General features: G+C 58.3%; 11 protein-coding genes and 1 riboswitch. Of the genes, 4 read left to right on the top strand and 7 right to left on the bottom strand.

The genetic code is table 11. From position 1 onward, the window contains the following. Nucleotides 1–86: 86 nt before the first annotated feature. Both PJK54_RS12040 and PJK54_RS12045 read left to right on the top strand, forming a co-directional pair. The gene (locus PJK54_RS12040) at nucleotides 87–791 is read left to right on the top strand and encodes an SDR family oxidoreductase (protein ID WP_240704314.1); all 705 of its coding nucleotides are present in this window, start codon (nucleotides 87–89) and stop codon (nucleotides 789–791) included. A gap of 210 nt (nucleotides 792–1,001) precedes the next feature. After that, the gene (locus PJK54_RS12045; protein WP_176494081.1) at nucleotides 1,002–1,685 is read left to right on the top strand and encodes a type 1 glutamine amidotransferase domain-containing protein; all 684 of its coding nucleotides are present in this window, start codon (nucleotides 1,002–1,004) and stop codon (nucleotides 1,683–1,685) included. Between the two features lie 189 nt (nucleotides 1,686–1,874). Here the strand turns inward: PJK54_RS12045 and atzF are convergent, their stop codons facing one another. From atzF to PJK54_RS12080, 7 genes are all read right to left on the bottom strand, one after another. Beyond that, complete coding sequence (gene atzF / locus PJK54_RS12050; protein WP_271302968.1) at nucleotides 1,875–3,707, bottom strand: allophanate hydrolase; 1,833 nt, start codon at nucleotides 3,705–3,707, stop codon at nucleotides 1,875–1,877. Further along, on the bottom strand, nucleotides 3,707–7,528 hold the full coding sequence (gene uca, locus PJK54_RS12055; RefSeq protein ID WP_271302969.1) for an urea carboxylase: 3,822 nt from the start codon (nucleotides 7,526–7,528) through the stop codon (nucleotides 3,707–3,709). The genes atzF and uca overlap by 1 nt, the downstream gene beginning before the upstream one ends. Before the next feature lie 207 nt (nucleotides 7,529–7,735). Further along, complete coding sequence (locus PJK54_RS12060; protein ID WP_077371312.1) at nucleotides 7,736–8,446, bottom strand: urea amidolyase associated protein UAAP2; 711 nt, start codon at nucleotides 8,444–8,446, stop codon at nucleotides 7,736–7,738. Nucleotides 8,447–8,537: 91 nt separating this feature from the next. Next, nucleotides 8,538–9,296 (bottom strand): urea amidolyase associated protein UAAP1, encoded by a 759-nt coding sequence (locus PJK54_RS12065; protein WP_176503890.1) that lies wholly within the window; start codon nucleotides 9,294–9,296, stop codon nucleotides 8,538–8,540. Next, nucleotides 9,280–10,176, bottom strand: coding sequence for an ABC transporter ATP-binding protein (locus PJK54_RS12070; protein ID WP_271302970.1), 897 nt, complete (start codon nucleotides 10,174–10,176; stop codon nucleotides 9,280–9,282). The genes PJK54_RS12065 and PJK54_RS12070 overlap by 17 nt, the downstream gene beginning before the upstream one ends. Continuing rightward, nucleotides 10,173–10,997, bottom strand: coding sequence for an ABC transporter permease (locus PJK54_RS12075; protein WP_077371317.1), 825 nt, complete (start codon nucleotides 10,995–10,997; stop codon nucleotides 10,173–10,175). The genes PJK54_RS12070 and PJK54_RS12075 overlap by 4 nt, the downstream gene beginning before the upstream one ends. A gap of 109 nt (nucleotides 10,998–11,106) precedes the next feature. Then, on the bottom strand, nucleotides 11,107–12,264 hold the full coding sequence (locus PJK54_RS12080) for a putative urea ABC transporter substrate-binding protein (protein ID WP_333781917.1): 1,158 nt from the start codon (nucleotides 12,262–12,264) through the stop codon (nucleotides 11,107–11,109). Between the two features lie 53 nt (nucleotides 12,265–12,317). Further along, nucleotides 12,318–12,426: riboswitch (guanidine-I (ykkC/yxkD leader) on the bottom strand. A gap of 369 nt (nucleotides 12,427–12,795) precedes the next feature. On the opposite strand from PJK54_RS12080, the gene PJK54_RS12085 reads away from it, so the two are divergent. After that, nucleotides 12,796–13,230, top strand: coding sequence for a toll/interleukin-1 receptor domain-containing protein (locus PJK54_RS12085; RefSeq protein ID WP_271302971.1), 435 nt, complete (start codon nucleotides 12,796–12,798; stop codon nucleotides 13,228–13,230). Between the two features lie 18 nt (nucleotides 13,231–13,248). Then, on the top strand, nucleotides 13,249–15,786 hold the full coding sequence (locus PJK54_RS12090; protein ID WP_271302972.1) for an STAND family AAA ATPase: 2,538 nt from the start codon (nucleotides 13,249–13,251) through the stop codon (nucleotides 15,784–15,786). Nucleotides 15,787–16,046: the final 260 nt, after the last annotated feature.

Below are 16,046 nucleotides of genomic sequence, written 5' to 3' on the forward strand. Positions count from 1 at the left end.
CTATCGATTATCACGATGGGAGGCTCAGGAGGTAGGGTGGTCTCAAGGACACGGCGAGAGATCAATGCGACCCACAGGAGCGATCCATGAGTGATGTGAAGCAGATGCAAGCCGAAGGTCAAAAGATCATTCTGATCACCGGTGCCTCCAGCGGTATCGGTGAGGCCACCGCACGCACTCTGGTGAAGGCCGGGCACAAGGTCGTCGTGACCGCCCGCCGCAAGGAGCGGCTCGATGCGCTTGTCGAGGAGCTGGGCAGCGACAAGGTGCTGGCGATCGCCGCGGATGCGACGGACTACGATCAGCTCGCCAAGGTCGTCGAACAGGCCGTCGCCCATCATGGCCATCTGGATGTGGCGTTCGCCAATGCCGGTACCGGCGTCAGCCAGGCTGGCACCGAGAATGGGGATCCCGAGGAGTGGAAGCGAGTCGTCGACATCAACATCAATGCGCTGCTGTGGACCGCCCACGCGACCCTGCCGCATCTGAGAGAGCGCAAGGGCCACTTCATCCTCACCAGTTCCGTGGCTGGGCGCGCCAATCATGCGGGCTCCATCTACAGCGCCAGCAAGTGGTTCGCCTACGGCTTCGGCCAGAATCTGGCGATGGAAATGGCCGAATGGCAAGGCCGCTGCACCACCATCACGCCGGGCATGGTCAACACCGCCTTCTTCGATGAGCCCAAGCCGGACAAGCTGGACCCGCAGGATGTGGCGGATGCCGTGCTCTACGCCATCAGTGCCTCACCGCGTGCCAATATCCGCGAAGTGCACCTGGTGCCGACCTGGTGAGCCGGTTCGCTCGACAGCGGGCTTCCGCCTTCGCTGAGCACGCTTTCGCAGGACAGCTATTTGTATGAGCGATAGTGGCTATCTGGACTATCGATTATGACGATGGTGACGTGAGCCGTAAGCTTGATTCCACACAGGGCGAGCATCACCTCGCCGACAAATTTCGTGAAGTGACCGTTGCGGGCTATCCCGCGCGTAAAGGAGAGCATCATGAGCAAGGTTCTGGTGGTAGTGACATCCCACGATACGCTGGGTGACACGGGCAAGAAGACAGGCTTCTGGCTGGAAGAGCTGGCGGCTCCCTACTACCTGCTGAAGGATGCCGGTGTCGAGGTGACACTCGCGTCTCCCAAGGGCGGTCAGCCGCCGCTGGACCCGGCAAGTCAGGGCGAGGACTTCCAGACGGATGCCACTCGCCGCTTCGACAAGGACACTGCCGCTCAGCAGGACCTCGCCACCACTGCCGTGTTGGCAGACATGAAGGTCGAGGACTTCGACGCCATCTTCTACCCGGGTGGCCACGGCCCGCTGTGGGATCTGACCAATGACGCCGATTCCATCCGTCTGATCGAGCAGTTCCACGCGGCCGGTAAGCCGGTCAGCTCTGTCTGCCACGCCCCGGCCGTGCTGCTGAATGCTCGCAAGCCGGATGGCACTCCCTTCGTGGATGGCGTGCATGTCACCGGTTTCACCAACGGCGAAGAAGAGGGTGTCGGCCTCACTGACGTCGTGCCGTTCCTGGTGGAAGAGGCGCTGCAGCAGAAGGGTGGCATCTATGAGAAGAAGGACGACTTCACCTCCTACGCCATCCAGGATGGGCTGATCATTACTGGTCAGAACCCGATGTCCTCTGAAGGCGTCGCGGAACTGCTGCTCAAGAGTCTCGAGCAATAAGCGCCCTGAGCGACAAGCACTTCGAGACACAAGTACTTCGAGAGACAGACACCTCGAGCAACAGGTGCTTCATGATTCGGGCGCTGCCTGATCTGACGAGTGCATGAAAAAAGCCGCTACCGGTCATCCGGTAGCGGCTTTTGCGTGTCTGGCATCCAGCTTCGAAGAGAGGTTGTCAGCGAGTGCGGATCACCCGCGCTCCACCCAGGCCTTCCAGCCGCCGTACTCGCTGATGTCCGTCATCGGTACGCCACTGTCAGCGGAGACCGAGCAGATGAAGCCTGAGACCCAGCGGCCGTCCTCGAGCTCGATCTGGCCCAGTCCCAGCGGGAAGGGGATGCCGGCGAGGAAGCTGCCGACACTGGCGATGGGCAGTGACCAGACTTCCAGCGCGATGCTGGTGCCGCCCTCTGGCGCGCGCAGCATGGCGGGTTTGGCGGGTGTGGCGTCATCCAGTTGATACAGGCGGTAGCGGGGGGCGCTGTGAGTACGGGCGACCAGGCGGGCATCGCGCTGGGTGAGCTGGTGATTGAGCGGCATGCCAGTGAGATGCGCACCGCAGACCGCGATCTCGAGTCGGCCATTCTTCGCCATCGGCAGATCGCTGTCGGCGAGGCGTCCCTGGGGACGGGCAACGGCGCTGGCCCCCAGCGGCAGCGAGAACTCCTTCTCGAGCAGCCGCGCGATGCTCAGCAGTTGCAGGTCTTCGAAGGCGGGCGCGAACAGTGTCACGCCGCCGGGCAGGCCTTGGCTATTGAAGCCGACCGGCACGGCCAGTGCGCTCAGATCCAGCAGGTTCATGAAGTTGGTCCAGGTGCCCAGTTCCGAATTGACCGCGATCGGTGCCTCGGCCAGCTCCGCCTTGGTCGGCAGACGCGGCGTGGTCGGGGCCAGCATCACGTCCACCTGCGCGAGCAGGGCATCGGCCTGACGGCGGTATTCGGCCAGTTGATAGCGGGCATCGAAGGCATCCACGGCCAGCGGCGTGGCACCGCCGAGGGTGATCTCGCGCGTGACAGGATGCAGTGCCTCAGGGTTGCGCTCGATCAGCTCGCGCACCGCGTGATAGCGCTCCGCCACCCACGGGCCTTCATACAGCAGGCGCGCGGCGGCCAGCAGCGGGCTGCAATCCAGCTCGACCAGCTCGGCCCCTGATGCCTTGCACTGACGCATCGCCGCTTCCATGTAGCCGCTGTAATCGGCGTCGGTATGCCACTGGGTACGCGGCGGCACGCCGATGCGCAGGCCGGCGAGATCCGGCAGGAGGCCGTAGGTCTGGCCATGCACGGCGAAGTCGTGCTCGCGCGTCCAGCGGTTGTCGGCATCGAACTGTGCGGTGACGGACAACACCCGCGCGGCATCATCGCAGCCGAGTGCGAAGATCGAGATGGTATCCAGGGTGGCGCAGGCCGGCACCACACCGCCCGCGCTGAGCAGGCCGAGGGTCGGCTTCACGCCCACCAGATTGTTGAAACAGGCCGGCACACGCCCGGAGCCCGCCGTGTCAGTGCCCAGCGCGAAGCTGACCTGACCCTGGGCAGTGACGACGGCAGAGCCACTGCTGGAGCCGCCCGGGACATAGGCGGGGTCGAAGGCATTCGCCGGGGTGCCGTAGACCGGCAGCGCGCGCTCCCCGACCAGGCCGGTGGCGAACTGATCCAGATTGGTCTTGCCCATCGGGATCGCGCCGGCCGCGATCAGCTGCTTGACCACGAAGGCGTCATCGTCTGGCGTATAGGCGAATTCCGGGCAACCGGCGGTGGTGGTCACGCCGGCGAGATCGATGTTGTCCTTGATCGCGAAGGGGATGCCGTAGAGCGGCAGTGACTCGGGCGCCACGTCGTCCAGACGCGCCAGATAGGGTTCCAGCTGATCTGCACTCAGGCGGGTGATCCAGGCGGCGTCTTGTTCGGGCTGCGCGGCCAGCAGTTCATTCACCAGCTGGCGTGGCGTCAGCTCTCCGGCCTGATAGGCCTTGCTCAGCGCCGTGATGCTCAGGTTGTGCGGGGTATGGGTCATCATCACAGCGTCTCCTCGGAGGACAGGGTCGATTGGGCGTTGTCTGGTGCGCGGGCATCAGCTGGATCAGTGGCTTCCACGGCGGTCGACAGCACGATCAGCGGCTGGCCGGGGGCGACGCCGCTGCCTTCCTTGATCGGCAGGCGAACGACACGGCCTGCGGTGTGGGAGCGAATCTCGACTTCCATCTTCATCGACTCGACCAGCGCCACCACTTGGCCGGCCTCGACGAGATCGCCCTCGGCGACCTCCAGCTTCCACAGGCTGCCGGTGACCGGTGTCTCGATGCCCAGCTCGTCATCGCTCAGGCTGTCGGCTTCCTGCACCTCGTTGATCTGATCCTCGAAGGTGAACTGGCCGCGTGCATGCCAGTCGTCGATTTCCTGCTGGAAGGCGGCCTGACGGCGTTCACGGAAGGCATCGGTTTCGGCCTGATGCTCGGCGATCTGCGCCTGATAATCGGCGAGGCGGAAGCGCGTCTTCTCGATCTTGAGGTCGTAGCGTCCCTGAGGGTGATCACGACGGATCTGCTCGAGCGCCTCATGGCTGACCGGGTGGAAGCGCAGCTGGTCGAACACGCGCAGCAGCCACGGGCTGGTGAAGTGTTCGGTGCGGCGATAGCGATTCCACATCTGCAGCGTGCGGCCGACGAACTGATAGCCGCCCGGACCTTCCATGCCATACACGCACAGATAGGCGCCGCCGATACCCACCGAGTTCTCGGCGGTCCAGGTGCGTGCCGGGTTGTACTTGGTGGTCACCAGGCGCTGGCGCGGGTCCAGCGGCGTGGCCACCGGCGCGCCGAGATAGACATCGCCGAGGCCCATCACCAGATAGCGGGCGTTGAGCACCGTCTCGCGTACCGCCGCCTCATCGGCGAGACCATTGATGCGGCGAATGAATTCCAGATTGCTCGGGCACCAGGGGGCGTCCGGGCGCACCGAGCGCTGGTACTTGTCGATGGCCTGCTGACACGCCGGGTCATCCCAGGACAGCGGCAGGTGCACGGTGCGCGCCTCGATCTCGATGTCCTCGACATCCTTGAGCGCGACTTCGGCCTGTTCGAGGTGTGTCATCAGCGTGGCGAGGGCAAGCTTGCGCGGGTCGTAATGCAGTTGCAGCGAGCGGATGCCCGGTGTCATCTCCATCAGGCCGGGCAGCGGATGCTCCTTGAGCCACAGCATCCAGGCGTGGGCGCGAAAACGCAGCGCGATATCCAGCTCCATCTGGCCGAATTCGATCAGCAGGAAGTCATCCCCGGCGCGGCGATAGACGATCTGCTCGCCGCCTTGCTCGGCGCTCAGGCGCTTGAGCACCGGCGAGTCATCGGGGCGCGGACGTTGCTCGGCGATGGGGCTCAATGTGTTGCTGGTCGCCGCCAGAGGTGACTCCAGTGCGTCGAGCTTGCCACTGGCGAGGGCCGCGATCACGGCGTCCTGCTGTACCTCGATGGCGCGAGCTTCGTCCAGAGTCAGCGCGACGAAACGGATGCGGTCGCCGGCGGCCAGCTGGCCCAGCTTCCAGCGTTCCGCGCGCACCACGGTGGCCGGACACACGAAACCGCCCAGTGACGGGCCGTCCGGGCCGAGGATGACTGGCATGTCGCCGGTGAAGTCGATGGTGCCGAAGGCGTAGGCGTTGTCGTGAATGTTGGAGGGATGCAGACCGGCCTCGCCGCCGTCGGCACGCGCCCACTGGGGACGCGGGCCGATCAGACGCACGCCGGTGCGGCTGGAGTTGTAGTGCACTTCCCAGCGGTGGCCGAAGAAGGTGCTGATGTCGTCTTCGGTGAAGAAGTCAGGCGCACCGTGCGGTCCGTAGAGCACGCCGATCTGCCATTCGCGACCTGAGGTCTTGCCTTGCTCATTATCGATAATGCTAGCGCCCTGCGGGATCAGCGCCTCGGGCAGCCGGGTCAGGGCGAGCTGGGGGCACTCGGCGAGATCAGCCAGCGGCAGGGTGTCGCCACTGCGCAGGGCACGTCCGGCATGGCCGCCGAACTGGCCCAGGGTGAAGGTCGCGCGCGAGCCCAGATACTGCGGGCAGTCGATGCCCCCGGCGATCAGCAGATAGCTGCGCGCGCCGGCAGCCACCTTGCCCAGGCTCAGGGTGCTGCCAGCGGCGATCTCATGCACCTGCCACAGGGCAAGGTCGTGAGTCGCGGTGTCATCGGAGCCGCCTTCAAGTGCTGGAGCGGAAAGCGTGGCGGGCAACGGCGCACCGGCCAGCACCACGCGCGTGGCGCGGTGGAAGTGCAGCGTCGGGCCGTTGAGGGTGATCTCGAGGCCTGCGGCATCGGCCGCGTTGCCCAGCAGCGCATTGCCGAGACGGAAGGCGTAGTCATCGAAGGGGCCGGAGGGCGGCACGCCCACATCCCAATGCCCCTGGCGACCCGGCATGTCCTGCACGGTGGTTAGGGTGCCGGGGACGATCACTTCAAACGTCGGTGCGGCCCACTCGAGACCTTCCAGCCAGCGGGTGTAGATCTCGACATTGAGGAAGCGCGGGTCTTCCAGCAGATGCGACAGCCACTGGCGGTTGGTCTCGATACCGTAGAGGCGAGAGGCGGCCAGTGCCCTGGAGAGATCGCCGCGTGCCTGCTCGCGGGTCGGGGCGTGCACCATCACCTTGGCCAGCATCGGGTCGAACCACGCGGGGACCTCGAAGCCGGCCTCGATGGAGTGATCCACCCGCAGCTGGCTGTCATCGGCGAGGGCGGCGGTCACGGCGTCATTGGCGAACTCCACCTCGGTGAGCAGGCCGCTGGAAGGGCGGAAATCGTGCTGCGGATTCTCGGCATAGACGCGTGCCTGCATGGCGTGGCCGCGGGGCGTCAGCGGCGCGACCCGCTCGCGCAGGTTGCCCAGCTCACCGGCGCCCAGCTTGAGCATCCAGGCGACGATGTCCACGCCCCACACCAGCTCCGTGACACCGTGCTCGACCTGCAGGCGCGTGTTGACCTCCAGGAAGTAGAAGGCCTGGCGCTCGGCGTCATAGATGAATTCGACGGTGCCGGCGCTGCGATAATTGACGGCTTCGCCCAGGCGGATGGCGGTGGCGATCATGTCGTCGCGAACGCGCTCGGGCAGGTTAGGTGCCGGGCATTCCTCGGTGACCTTCTGGTGGCGGCGCTGACTGGAGCAGTCGCGCTCGCCGAGGGCGATCACCGTGCCTTCACCATCCCCGAACAGCTGCACTTCCAGGTGACGGGCGCGGGCGATGTACGCCTCGAGGAAGACGCCGCCATCCCCGAAGTTGCGCTCGCCCAGACCCTTGACCGAATCGAAGGCGCGACTGAGGGAGGCGTCATCCTCACACACCTGCATGCCGATGCCGCCGCCGCCGGCGGTGGACTTGAGCATCACCGGATAGCCGATACGGGCGGCCTCGCTCAGTGCGCTCTCGACGTCGTCCAGCAGGCCGGTACCGGGTACCAGCGGCACGCCGGCATTCTCGGCGATGGTGCGCGCCTCGTGCTTGAGGCCGAAGGCGTGGATCTGCTCGACGGTCGGGCCGAGGAAGACCAGGCCGGCGGCGTCACAGGCCTGGATGAAGCGGGTGTTCTCGGACAGGAAACCGTAGCCCGGGTGCACGGCCTGGGCACCACTCTCGCGGGCGATGGCGATCAGCTTGTCGATGTCGAGATAGGTCTCGGCTGCAGCACCTTCGCCGAGGCTGTAGGCGTCATCGGCCTCGCGCACGAAGGGGGATTCACGATCGGCTTCTGCGTAGACGGCGACGCTCTGGACACCGAGGGCACGCAGCGTGCGCTGGATTCGGGTGGCGATGGCGCCACGGTTGGCAATCAGGACCTTATGGAACATGACGGAGTCATCCTTCCGGCGGCGGGTCGTCCCGCCTTCAAACTGTGAGCTGCCGGTCGTCCGGTAGCCGGGCAGAGCCTTGGGAGCTGACGAGTGATGCAAGAGAGATGACATCGTCAGGGGTGGCTCGGCCGTTTCTTGTCGTATGCGTGTTCGAAAGCGTCGCTGTCAGCTCGGCGGCTTAGCTCGGCGGTTCAGCTCAGCGGTTCAGCTCAGTGGCGAGTCGCTAATGCGGATGGCGACCGGTGTCGGGTCGTAGCCGTTGCAGGGGTTGTTGAGCTGCGGGCAGTTGGAGAGCAGCACGTAGACGTCACGTTCGGCGACCATCTCGACGTACTTGCCCGGGGCGGACAGTCCGTCCTCGAAGCTTAGGCCGCCATCGGCGGTGACCGGCACGTTCATGAAGAAGTTGATGTTGTGGCCGATGTCGCGCTTGGTCAGGTCGTACTTCGGGTAGCGGGCGATGGCCAGCATCCAGTTGTCACGACAGGAGTGCATGTGACGCTTTTCCAGGTCGTAACGCACGGTGTTGGATTCGCTGGAACAGGCACCACCCAGGGTGTCATGACGGCCACAGGTATCACCGGTGATGGTCAGCAGCGGGCGGCCACGGGTGGAATAGAGCACGCTGCCGGTGGTCAGGTAGACCTTGCCCTGCTCGCGCACGGTGTCCATCGCGCTGTAGCGCTCGGCGGTGTCGTCAGCCGAGAAGAACAGGGTGTCGGCGGCCTGATTGCCGTGCAGGTCAGTGATGCGCAGGTGCTGACCGGCGCGCACCAGGCCGATGAAGTGATCGCCGGCCTCGATGGTGCGCTCAAGCTCGCGCGGCTGCTCGGCCGGGTCTGCGTAGCTCAGCGGGGCGTCGTCCGTCGTGGCCGGGGTGTGGGCATGGGGGTGTTCAAGCGTCGAGGTGCACATGGGATTGTCCTTTGTCCTTGTCATCGAGGGCGTCGTTTCCAGTTGCCACTAGGCCCGTCGGCGTGGCGTCCATCTGCTGTCGGGGGGCGCCTCAGCCCGCCAGGTGATAGAGCTGATTGTTGGCGTAGGCGCGGGCATTCTCGGGGCGCGACAGATAGCAGGCGTCGTGCTCGTCCATCGGTGTCGCGGTGCCGAAGGTCATGTCCACGCCGCGCAGCGGATATTCCTCGGCGGGGTCCAGCGGATGCGGACAGGTGTGCAGCAGGACGAGGGTGTCCATCTCGAAGCGCAGGGTGACGCTGTCGCCGGCGGCGCAGTGGTCGGTGACGTAGTGCAGGTTGGCGTCTTCATCGGCGCGCACGCGGGAGAACAGATTGAGGTTGGCGCACAGGTCGCGCTCGCTCAGGCCGTACTTGGCCATCTCGATCAGCAAGCTGTCGTGGCCGGTGGGCGTGAAGTCATTGAAGGCTTGCTGGTAAGCCTTCTTGTGCCAGCCCTTGGCGGCGAAGTGCTGCTCCATCAGGTTGCCGCTGGCGCTGTCATGCCAGCCCAGATCATCCTGGATGATGGAGGCGAAGATGCGGCCCATGTCGGAATACAGGCAGTGCCCTTCGGTGAGACGGAAGGTGTGTTGACCCTTGAGGGTATCCGGCAGATTGAGGCGCTCAAGCGTATCCAGCGGGTTGTACATCACCAGGCCGACATTGGCGTTGGCCTCGCGGGCGGTCAGCTTGAGCGCGCTGCCACGCGGCATGCGCATCGACCAGTGATGGCCGCCGGGCAGATGGGTCTGATACTTCGCGGTGAAGCTGGCGCGGGCGGTGGTCGCGGCATCAAGCGGTATGTTCATTGATTTGGCCTCCGGTGAGAGTGGCTTGGGAAACGGAGTGGGCTGGCGTCGTCAGCGTTTCGTGCTCGGGCGTCGGTTGGTCAGCGCCCGCTTGGACAGAGCTCGTTTGAACAGAGCTCGTTTGGACAGAGCCCGGCTGCTGAGACGACGCCTTGGCCTTGCTGCGCTCGGTGGGCAGGTCATAGGTGATGGTCGAGCCATAAGCCTGCGGGGCCTGCGGGTCGACACGCACCTTGTCGAACACCCAGACGCGTGAGCCCAGCTCGAACGCTTCCTTGAGGTCGTGGGTGATCATGAAGATGGTCAGCTGCTGTTCTTCCCACAGACGCAGGATGAGCTGGTGCATGTCCTTGCGGATGCCCGGGTCCAGTGCGCCGAAGGGCTCATCCAGCAAGAGGATGCGCGGCTTCATCATCAGCGCCTGGGCGATGGCGAGGCGCTGCTGCATGCCGCCGGACAGCTCATGCGGGTACTTGTCCAGCGCGTGGGACAGGCCGACTTCCGCCAGGCGTTTCTCGGCGGAGACCCGTGCCTCGCGACGTTTGGCCCCGAACAGCTTGCCGGTCAGCGGGGCGCGCGCCAGCTCCTCGGCCATGATCACGTTGCCCAGCACCGTGAGATGCGGGAAGACGGAATACTTCTGGAAGACGATGCCGCGGTCCGGCCCCGGTTCGTCGGGGATGGGCTTGCCGTCCAGCAGCAGCTCACCGCGCGAGACGCCTTCGGTGCCCAGCAGCAGCTTGAGGAAGGTGGTCTTGCCGCAACCGGAGGCGCCGACCAGGGTGATGAATTCCCCGGCCTCGACGGTCAGGTTCATGCGTTCCAGCACGACCTGCTGGCCGTAGTGCTTCTCGAGACCCTTGGCGTGGATCAGGCTCATGATTGGCTCTCCTCAGCGTGGTACCAGGGGAAGGCGCGGGTAGAGACGAGCACCAGCAGACGGTCGAGCAGGAAGGCCAGCAGCGTGATCCAGGCCACGTAGGGCAGGATGACGTCCATCGCCAGATAGCGGCGCACCAGGAAGATGCGATAGCCGAGGCCGTCCTGGGCGGCGATGGCTTCCGCGGCGATCAGGAACAGCCAGGCGCTGCCGAGTGCCAGACGCGTGGCGCTCAGAAGGCGCGGGGTCAGCTGCGGCAGCAGCACGCGGGTCAGCACCTGCCAGGAGCTGGCACCCAGGGTCTGGGCCTTGATCAGCTGCTCATCGGGCAGGCGCAGGGCCTGATTCTGCAGGTCGCGAATCAGGAAGGGCGTGATGCCGATGACGATCAGCGCGATCTTGGCCAGCTCACCCGTCCCGAAGGCGATGAACAGGATCGGCAGGATCGCCATCGGCGGAATCAGGGACAGCACGGTGATCAGCGGTGACAGCTTGGCGCGCAGCAGCGGCAGGCCGCCGGTGAGCAGGCCGACGCTCAGACCGATCAGCGCACTGATCAGCACGCCGGCCAGCAGGCGTTCGAGGCTGGCGAAGGTGTCGGTCCACAGCGGCAGATCGCCGGTGCGCACGTTGACCTCGGTGGCCAGCTTGGCGAAGGACTCGCCCATGGACGCGAAGGACGGCAGCAGGCGGTCGTTGGGGTTGTCGAGCAGTCGCTGGTTGGACTGCACGATGTAGAGGATGGCCAGCAGCGCGAAGGGCAGGCCACCGAGCAGCCAGCGGCCACCACGGGAGGGTGTCAGATTGATCAGGCGTTTCATGCGCGGGCTCCACGGGTGCGAACGAGAGGTGCGGTCGAGGGAGGCGGTCGGTTCACCAGCCACAGAGACAGCTTTCCTGCGGCTGGTGTGCGGCGTCCACCGCGTGGCGTTACTGGCTGTCGGCCAGTGCGGCGGTGTAGCTCGGGTCGAAGCGCAGCATCACGTTGCCCTCATTGCCGACGATGCCGGCAGGCGTCTCGATACCGATGAAGCCGGCATCCGGCGCGCCTTCGCCCAGCAGCCCCTGCGCGAAGCTGAAGTCGGCGATGTGCTGCATGGTGTCCTTGAGGCTCGGCGCATTGAAGGCGGCCACGGCCTCGGCGGGGGTGTAGTACATGTGGGTCGCGGCCAGCTGGGCCTGATAGCCGGCGAGGTCGGTGCCGGCGGCATCGGCCATCTGGGAGAGCGCGGCTTCGTCACCGGCCTTCATCTTCTCCATCACCTCATACCAGGCGCCGACCAGCGCGTGGCCGAAGTCCGGGTTGTCCTTCAGCGTCTGGGTATTGACGACCATCAGATCGAGAATCTCGCCGGGGATGTCACTGGAGTTGAAGACTTCGGTGTAGCCGGGCATGTCCTTGAGCGTGGCCAGCTGCGGGTTCCAGGTCACCACTGCCTGGGTATCGGTGTTGCTGGCCAGCGCCACGATATCGGCATCGCCGGTATTGGTGGTGGTGAGGTCGCGCTCGCTCATGCCGACGCTGGCCAGCGCCCGTGCCAACAGGTAGTGGGAGACACTGAACTGCACCAGATTGACCTCACGGTCCTTCAGGGACTCGATGGAATCGCCGTCGCGCACCATCACGCCGTCATTGCCATCGGAGTAGTCACCCAGAATCAGCGCGGTGGAATCGACGCTGCTGGCGGCAGGGAGGGTGAGGGCATCCATGTTGGTCATGGCGCAGCCATCGACATTGCCGGAGGTGTACTGATTGATGGACTCGACGTAATCGTTGACCTGCACCACATCGATATTGATTTCGTACTTCTTGGCCCACTTGTCGACGATGCCCTGGGTATCCGCGTATTCCCACGGCATCCAGCCGGCATACACCGACCAGCACACGCTGAAGGAATCCTGCGCCATGGCCTGCGGGCTCAGCGATGCGCCAAGCAGCAGGGCGCCGGCCAGCGCGGCATGTCGGGAGGTCTTGCTGGATACGGCGGATACCGCCGGGGAATCAGATGCGACAGCAGCGGATGGCGCCTGAGCGCAAGCATCCGAGAGGGAAGTCGTAGACGGGGAAAGGCGAGCGGGCTGGGTCATTGTCGTTATCTCCGGCGGAAAAAGTGAGAGGCGCCGACCTTTTCAGGCGTTGCGTCTCCCGGGCTTTTGTCCCGCCGTGTAACCCCCAGCTTGGAGGTCGAGTGCTCTCGGACCAGTCGTGACGGCTATCAGCCAGACACCGGAACCCTAGCGCTCCATTGGTGTAGATTTTCGATTGTTATATGCCTATCGGTGCCTCGTTGAGTGTCTAGCAGGAAGTGTGCCGGAGATAGATTTTTTTTTACAATCATATAGTTGTAGTCAAAATGTCTTTGGAGCCTTAGCTTTGTGGAATATTTCTGCACCGGTTTGGCCGAAATGGCAAGCGCGGTGCACCACTATGGGAAAGCTCGTGCGTGCGTTTAGTGCGACGGAAATTGAAAAAGTAGATCCTCAACTACTATTGGATATCTATGAAATCTATCCAGTCTATTATATTTTGTTTGTACTTAATATTAGAGTTTGAGTACTTCTACGATTAATACATTGTTCGTGTCATCATAATGAGGTTGTTTTGCAAGGAGCAAATATATGAAGACAGTGTTTCTTTCTTATTCACATGATGATGAGGCTTTTCGCAATAAATTGGAATCACACCTTTCTCTATTGAGAAGACAAAATATTATAGAAGTGTGGCACGATAGAAAAATTGATGCAGGGAGCGAGTTCAATGAAGAGATTAATCATCATGTTAGAAATGACGATATTGTTGTAATATTAGTGAGTCCAAGTTTTTTAGCATCTGATTATTGCTATGATGTCGAGCTAAATACAGCCTTGGAAAGACATTGCTCTAATGATGCAGTTGTTATACCTGTTATTGTCCGGCCCTGTGATTGGCATAGTTCGCCATTTGGTAATTTAATGGCTACACCCACAGATGGTAAGGCAATTACCTTATGGGATAACGAGGACTCAGCACTGTTACAGGTAGCGACGGCAATTAAAAAAGTAGCTTCAAAATAAAAAATATTAGGTGAGCGTGTGAAAAAAATATACATTAGTAGCTCTGATCAAGATGAAAGTTATAAAGATAAGCTCATTGCTCATCTACATAATTTAATCAGGCGGAATGAAATATGCGCATGGCATAGAAGTGATGTGCTGGTTGGTGAGGTTATAGTAGATAAGATAAATGAAAAAATGGCTGAAGCAGATATTATAATACTTATGTACAGTCCTGAGTCCATCGCTTCACAAGTTAATTTTGATATAGAGCTCTCTCGATCATTTGATCTGCTGAATGAAAATGATTATTTAAGAATTATACCTGTGTGTATACGGCCATGTGATATAGAGGGCTCACCTTTAGATGGATTGGAGAGTTATCCACGTTGCGGTACTTTAAGCCAAATAACTGATATAGATAATGCGTATACTGAGATTGTTTCTGTAATTAAGCAAACACTGACCGTTAATCAAAAGCCTATTCTCTGTCAACCCGAACTAAGTGAAAGCTTTAAAAATTGGCTCAATGATACTGAAGTAGTTTTGAAACATCGAGCAACAGAAAACATTAGTTTAGATAATGTTTATGTCTCTCCTGACTTAAGAAATCTCGATTCTGACAAAGATTCTTATAAAGAAACTTCTTCTGCAGCTTTAGTCGATAAAGATGGTTTTGTTATTATACTCGGTGAAGAGCAGTCGGGTAAAACAGCTTTATCTAAGTTTATATTTAAACACAAGTTCAATGCGTCTAAGTTTCCTATATATATAGATGCTTCTAATATCGCAAATAACCGCATCATAGATGCTTGCAATAAAGCTTTGGCTTCTCAATACTCAAATATCAGTTGTCTGGATGAAATAAAAAAAGAAGATAGGTTGTTGATACTGGATAACCTAAATAATATAGGATTAAATAATAAGAATCAAAATATTTTGCTATCGGCAATTGAATGTGAATTTAATGCATGCATTATACTTGCTTCAGAATCGTTTAAGTATATTATTCCTGATATAGAAGAGTTGGCATTATATTCTGTTAAAGAAATTTTACCATTCGGGAATTCTAAGCGGGAGAAACTTATTGAAAAATGGGTTTCTTTAGGCAGGGAAGAGGAAATCCAAGAAGCTGAATTGTTTTATAATGTTGATAATTTAAAAAATAAAATAGATACTTTGGTAAGAAGAAGTATCATCCCACCTAAGCCTATATATTTGTTGAGCTTGTTGCAAATTTTTGAGGCTTATAACCCGCAGCAAGTAGATTTAACATCTTATGGGCATTGCTATCATTACTTGGTTTATCAGGCGTTAGAGAAATCTAAAATATCTAGCTCGGAAATAGAAAAGTACATTAATATAATGACGGAGTTCTCATGGGCTCAGTTCGGTAATAATGGCGAGCTTAATGATAATGATCTTGATTTGTTCTTCAAACATTATGCTGTAACTTACTTGTCAGTTGATAAGAATAAGGTGATAGAGTGTTTGCTAAATAGTAGCATACTGACTAAAAATGAAAGAGGGTACAAGTTTAAGTACCCCTATATATATTATTTTTTCACTGCCAAGTATATCTCAGAGAAGTATTCAAAAGATCAAGCGATCAAGGAGAGATTTAGTTATCTGCTAGAAAATCTACATAAAGAGGATTGTGCGAATATAATTATATTTATAACCCATCATACTAAGGATGAATGGATTCTCGACGAGATTCAGATGTGTATGATGGAGCTCTTCCAGGAAGAAGAAGTTGCTTCTCTTGAGAAGAACACATTGAAATTCATGGAAAACTTTATAGATGACATCCCTGATTTAGTACTTGAAAAAAGAAAAATAGAAGATGAAAGGGAAAAAAGAGCGATTGCACTTGATAAGATGGAAGTGAAGGCCGCTGACCTCGAGGATCAAATAGATAATTTAGAACCTAATGATACACTTGCGAAAATTAATAAAGCTTTTAAGGGGATAGAAATAGTTGGTCAAATAGTAAGAAATAGATCTGCATCTTTACCAAAGGCGGTTTTAGTTGATATTGTAGAGGAAGGGTTTTCTACAGGTCTACGTTTCTTGACCTATTTTTTGGGGCTTGCCGATACATCTAAAGACGAGATTGCAAAAATCATTGAGCATGTTCTGAAGGAAAACCCTCGTGTAAGTAATAAAGATCTTGAGAAAGAAGCCAAACATACATATATGCTATTAACTTATGGTGTGATTTTTGGAGTTCTGAAGAAAATATCGAGTTCAATGGGTGGCGTGGAGGTTGAGGAAATATGTGATATTATAGAAAATAAAAATAAGTCTCCTGCTATAAGTTTGATAAATCAGTCCATGCATCTTCACTTTCATAAACGTTTAGATTTTTCTAGAATAGATAACCTGCAGAAGGAGTTTCATACAAACCCAACGTGTAGAAAAATTTTGCGAGAAACTATTATTCAGCACACCTATATGTTCCCTGTAGGATATAAAGATAAGCAGAGGTTGTCACATATTCTAAATGTCAGTATGCAAGTTCAGCGTAGGTTAGAAAATGCTAAAGGTGGCAAGCTGTTGAGTGGGCATTCATGACCCTGCGCGCTACGAGGTATGAAATCTTTTAAGCTATAGAGATTTCTATCTCTTAATTTATAATTAAGTTGGTTTTATAGAGCTAGCGGCGTAGATTATCCTATAATGAGCTGCTAGCTCATGCTTTAATGGTTTTTTACCCTCGGTGAAATTGTATTTGGCAAGTCTAGTTAGTAAAAATTTACCATGACAAGTACGGCGTAAACGTATGTGGAGTCTGCTTCATTGAAAATATTTACTTCTTGTAAAACATTAGTGTC

It is taken from the genome of Cobetia sp. MMG027 (genome assembly GCF_027947415.1).
Taxonomy (GTDB): domain Bacteria; phylum Pseudomonadota; class Gammaproteobacteria; order Pseudomonadales; family Halomonadaceae; genus Cobetia; species Cobetia marina.

Excerpts from the sequence above, each read along its gene's own strand:
- PJK54_RS12065 (WP_176503890.1), bottom strand. The coding sequence starts at position 9,296 with ATGAACATACCGCTTGATGCCGCGACCACCGCCCGCGCCAGCTTCACC.
- PJK54_RS12085 (WP_271302971.1), top strand. The coding sequence starts at position 12,796 with ATGAAGACAGTGTTTCTTTCTTATTCACATGATGATGAGGCTTTTCGC.
- uca (WP_271302969.1), bottom strand. The coding sequence starts at position 7,528 with ATGTTCCATAAGGTCCTGATTGCCAACCGTGGCGCCATCGCCACCCGA.
- PJK54_RS12070 (WP_271302970.1), bottom strand. The coding sequence starts at position 10,176 with ATGAGCCTGATCCACGCCAAGGGTCTCGAGAAGCACTACGGCCAGCAG.
- PJK54_RS12080 (WP_333781917.1), bottom strand. The coding sequence starts at position 12,264 with ATGACCCAGCCCGCTCGCCTTTCCCCGTCTACGACTTCCCTCTCGGAT.
- PJK54_RS12045 (WP_176494081.1), top strand. The coding sequence starts at position 1,002 with ATGAGCAAGGTTCTGGTGGTAGTGACATCCCACGATACGCTGGGTGAC.
- atzF (WP_271302968.1), bottom strand. The coding sequence starts at position 3,707 with ATGATGACCCATACCCCGCACAACCTGAGCATCACGGCGCTGAGCAAG.
- PJK54_RS12060 (WP_077371312.1), bottom strand. The coding sequence starts at position 8,446 with ATGTGCACCTCGACGCTTGAACACCCCCATGCCCACACCCCGGCCACG.
- PJK54_RS12040 (WP_240704314.1), top strand. The coding sequence starts at position 87 with ATGAGTGATGTGAAGCAGATGCAAGCCGAAGGTCAAAAGATCATTCTG.
- PJK54_RS12075 (WP_077371317.1), bottom strand. The coding sequence starts at position 10,997 with ATGAAACGCCTGATCAATCTGACACCCTCCCGTGGTGGCCGCTGGCTG.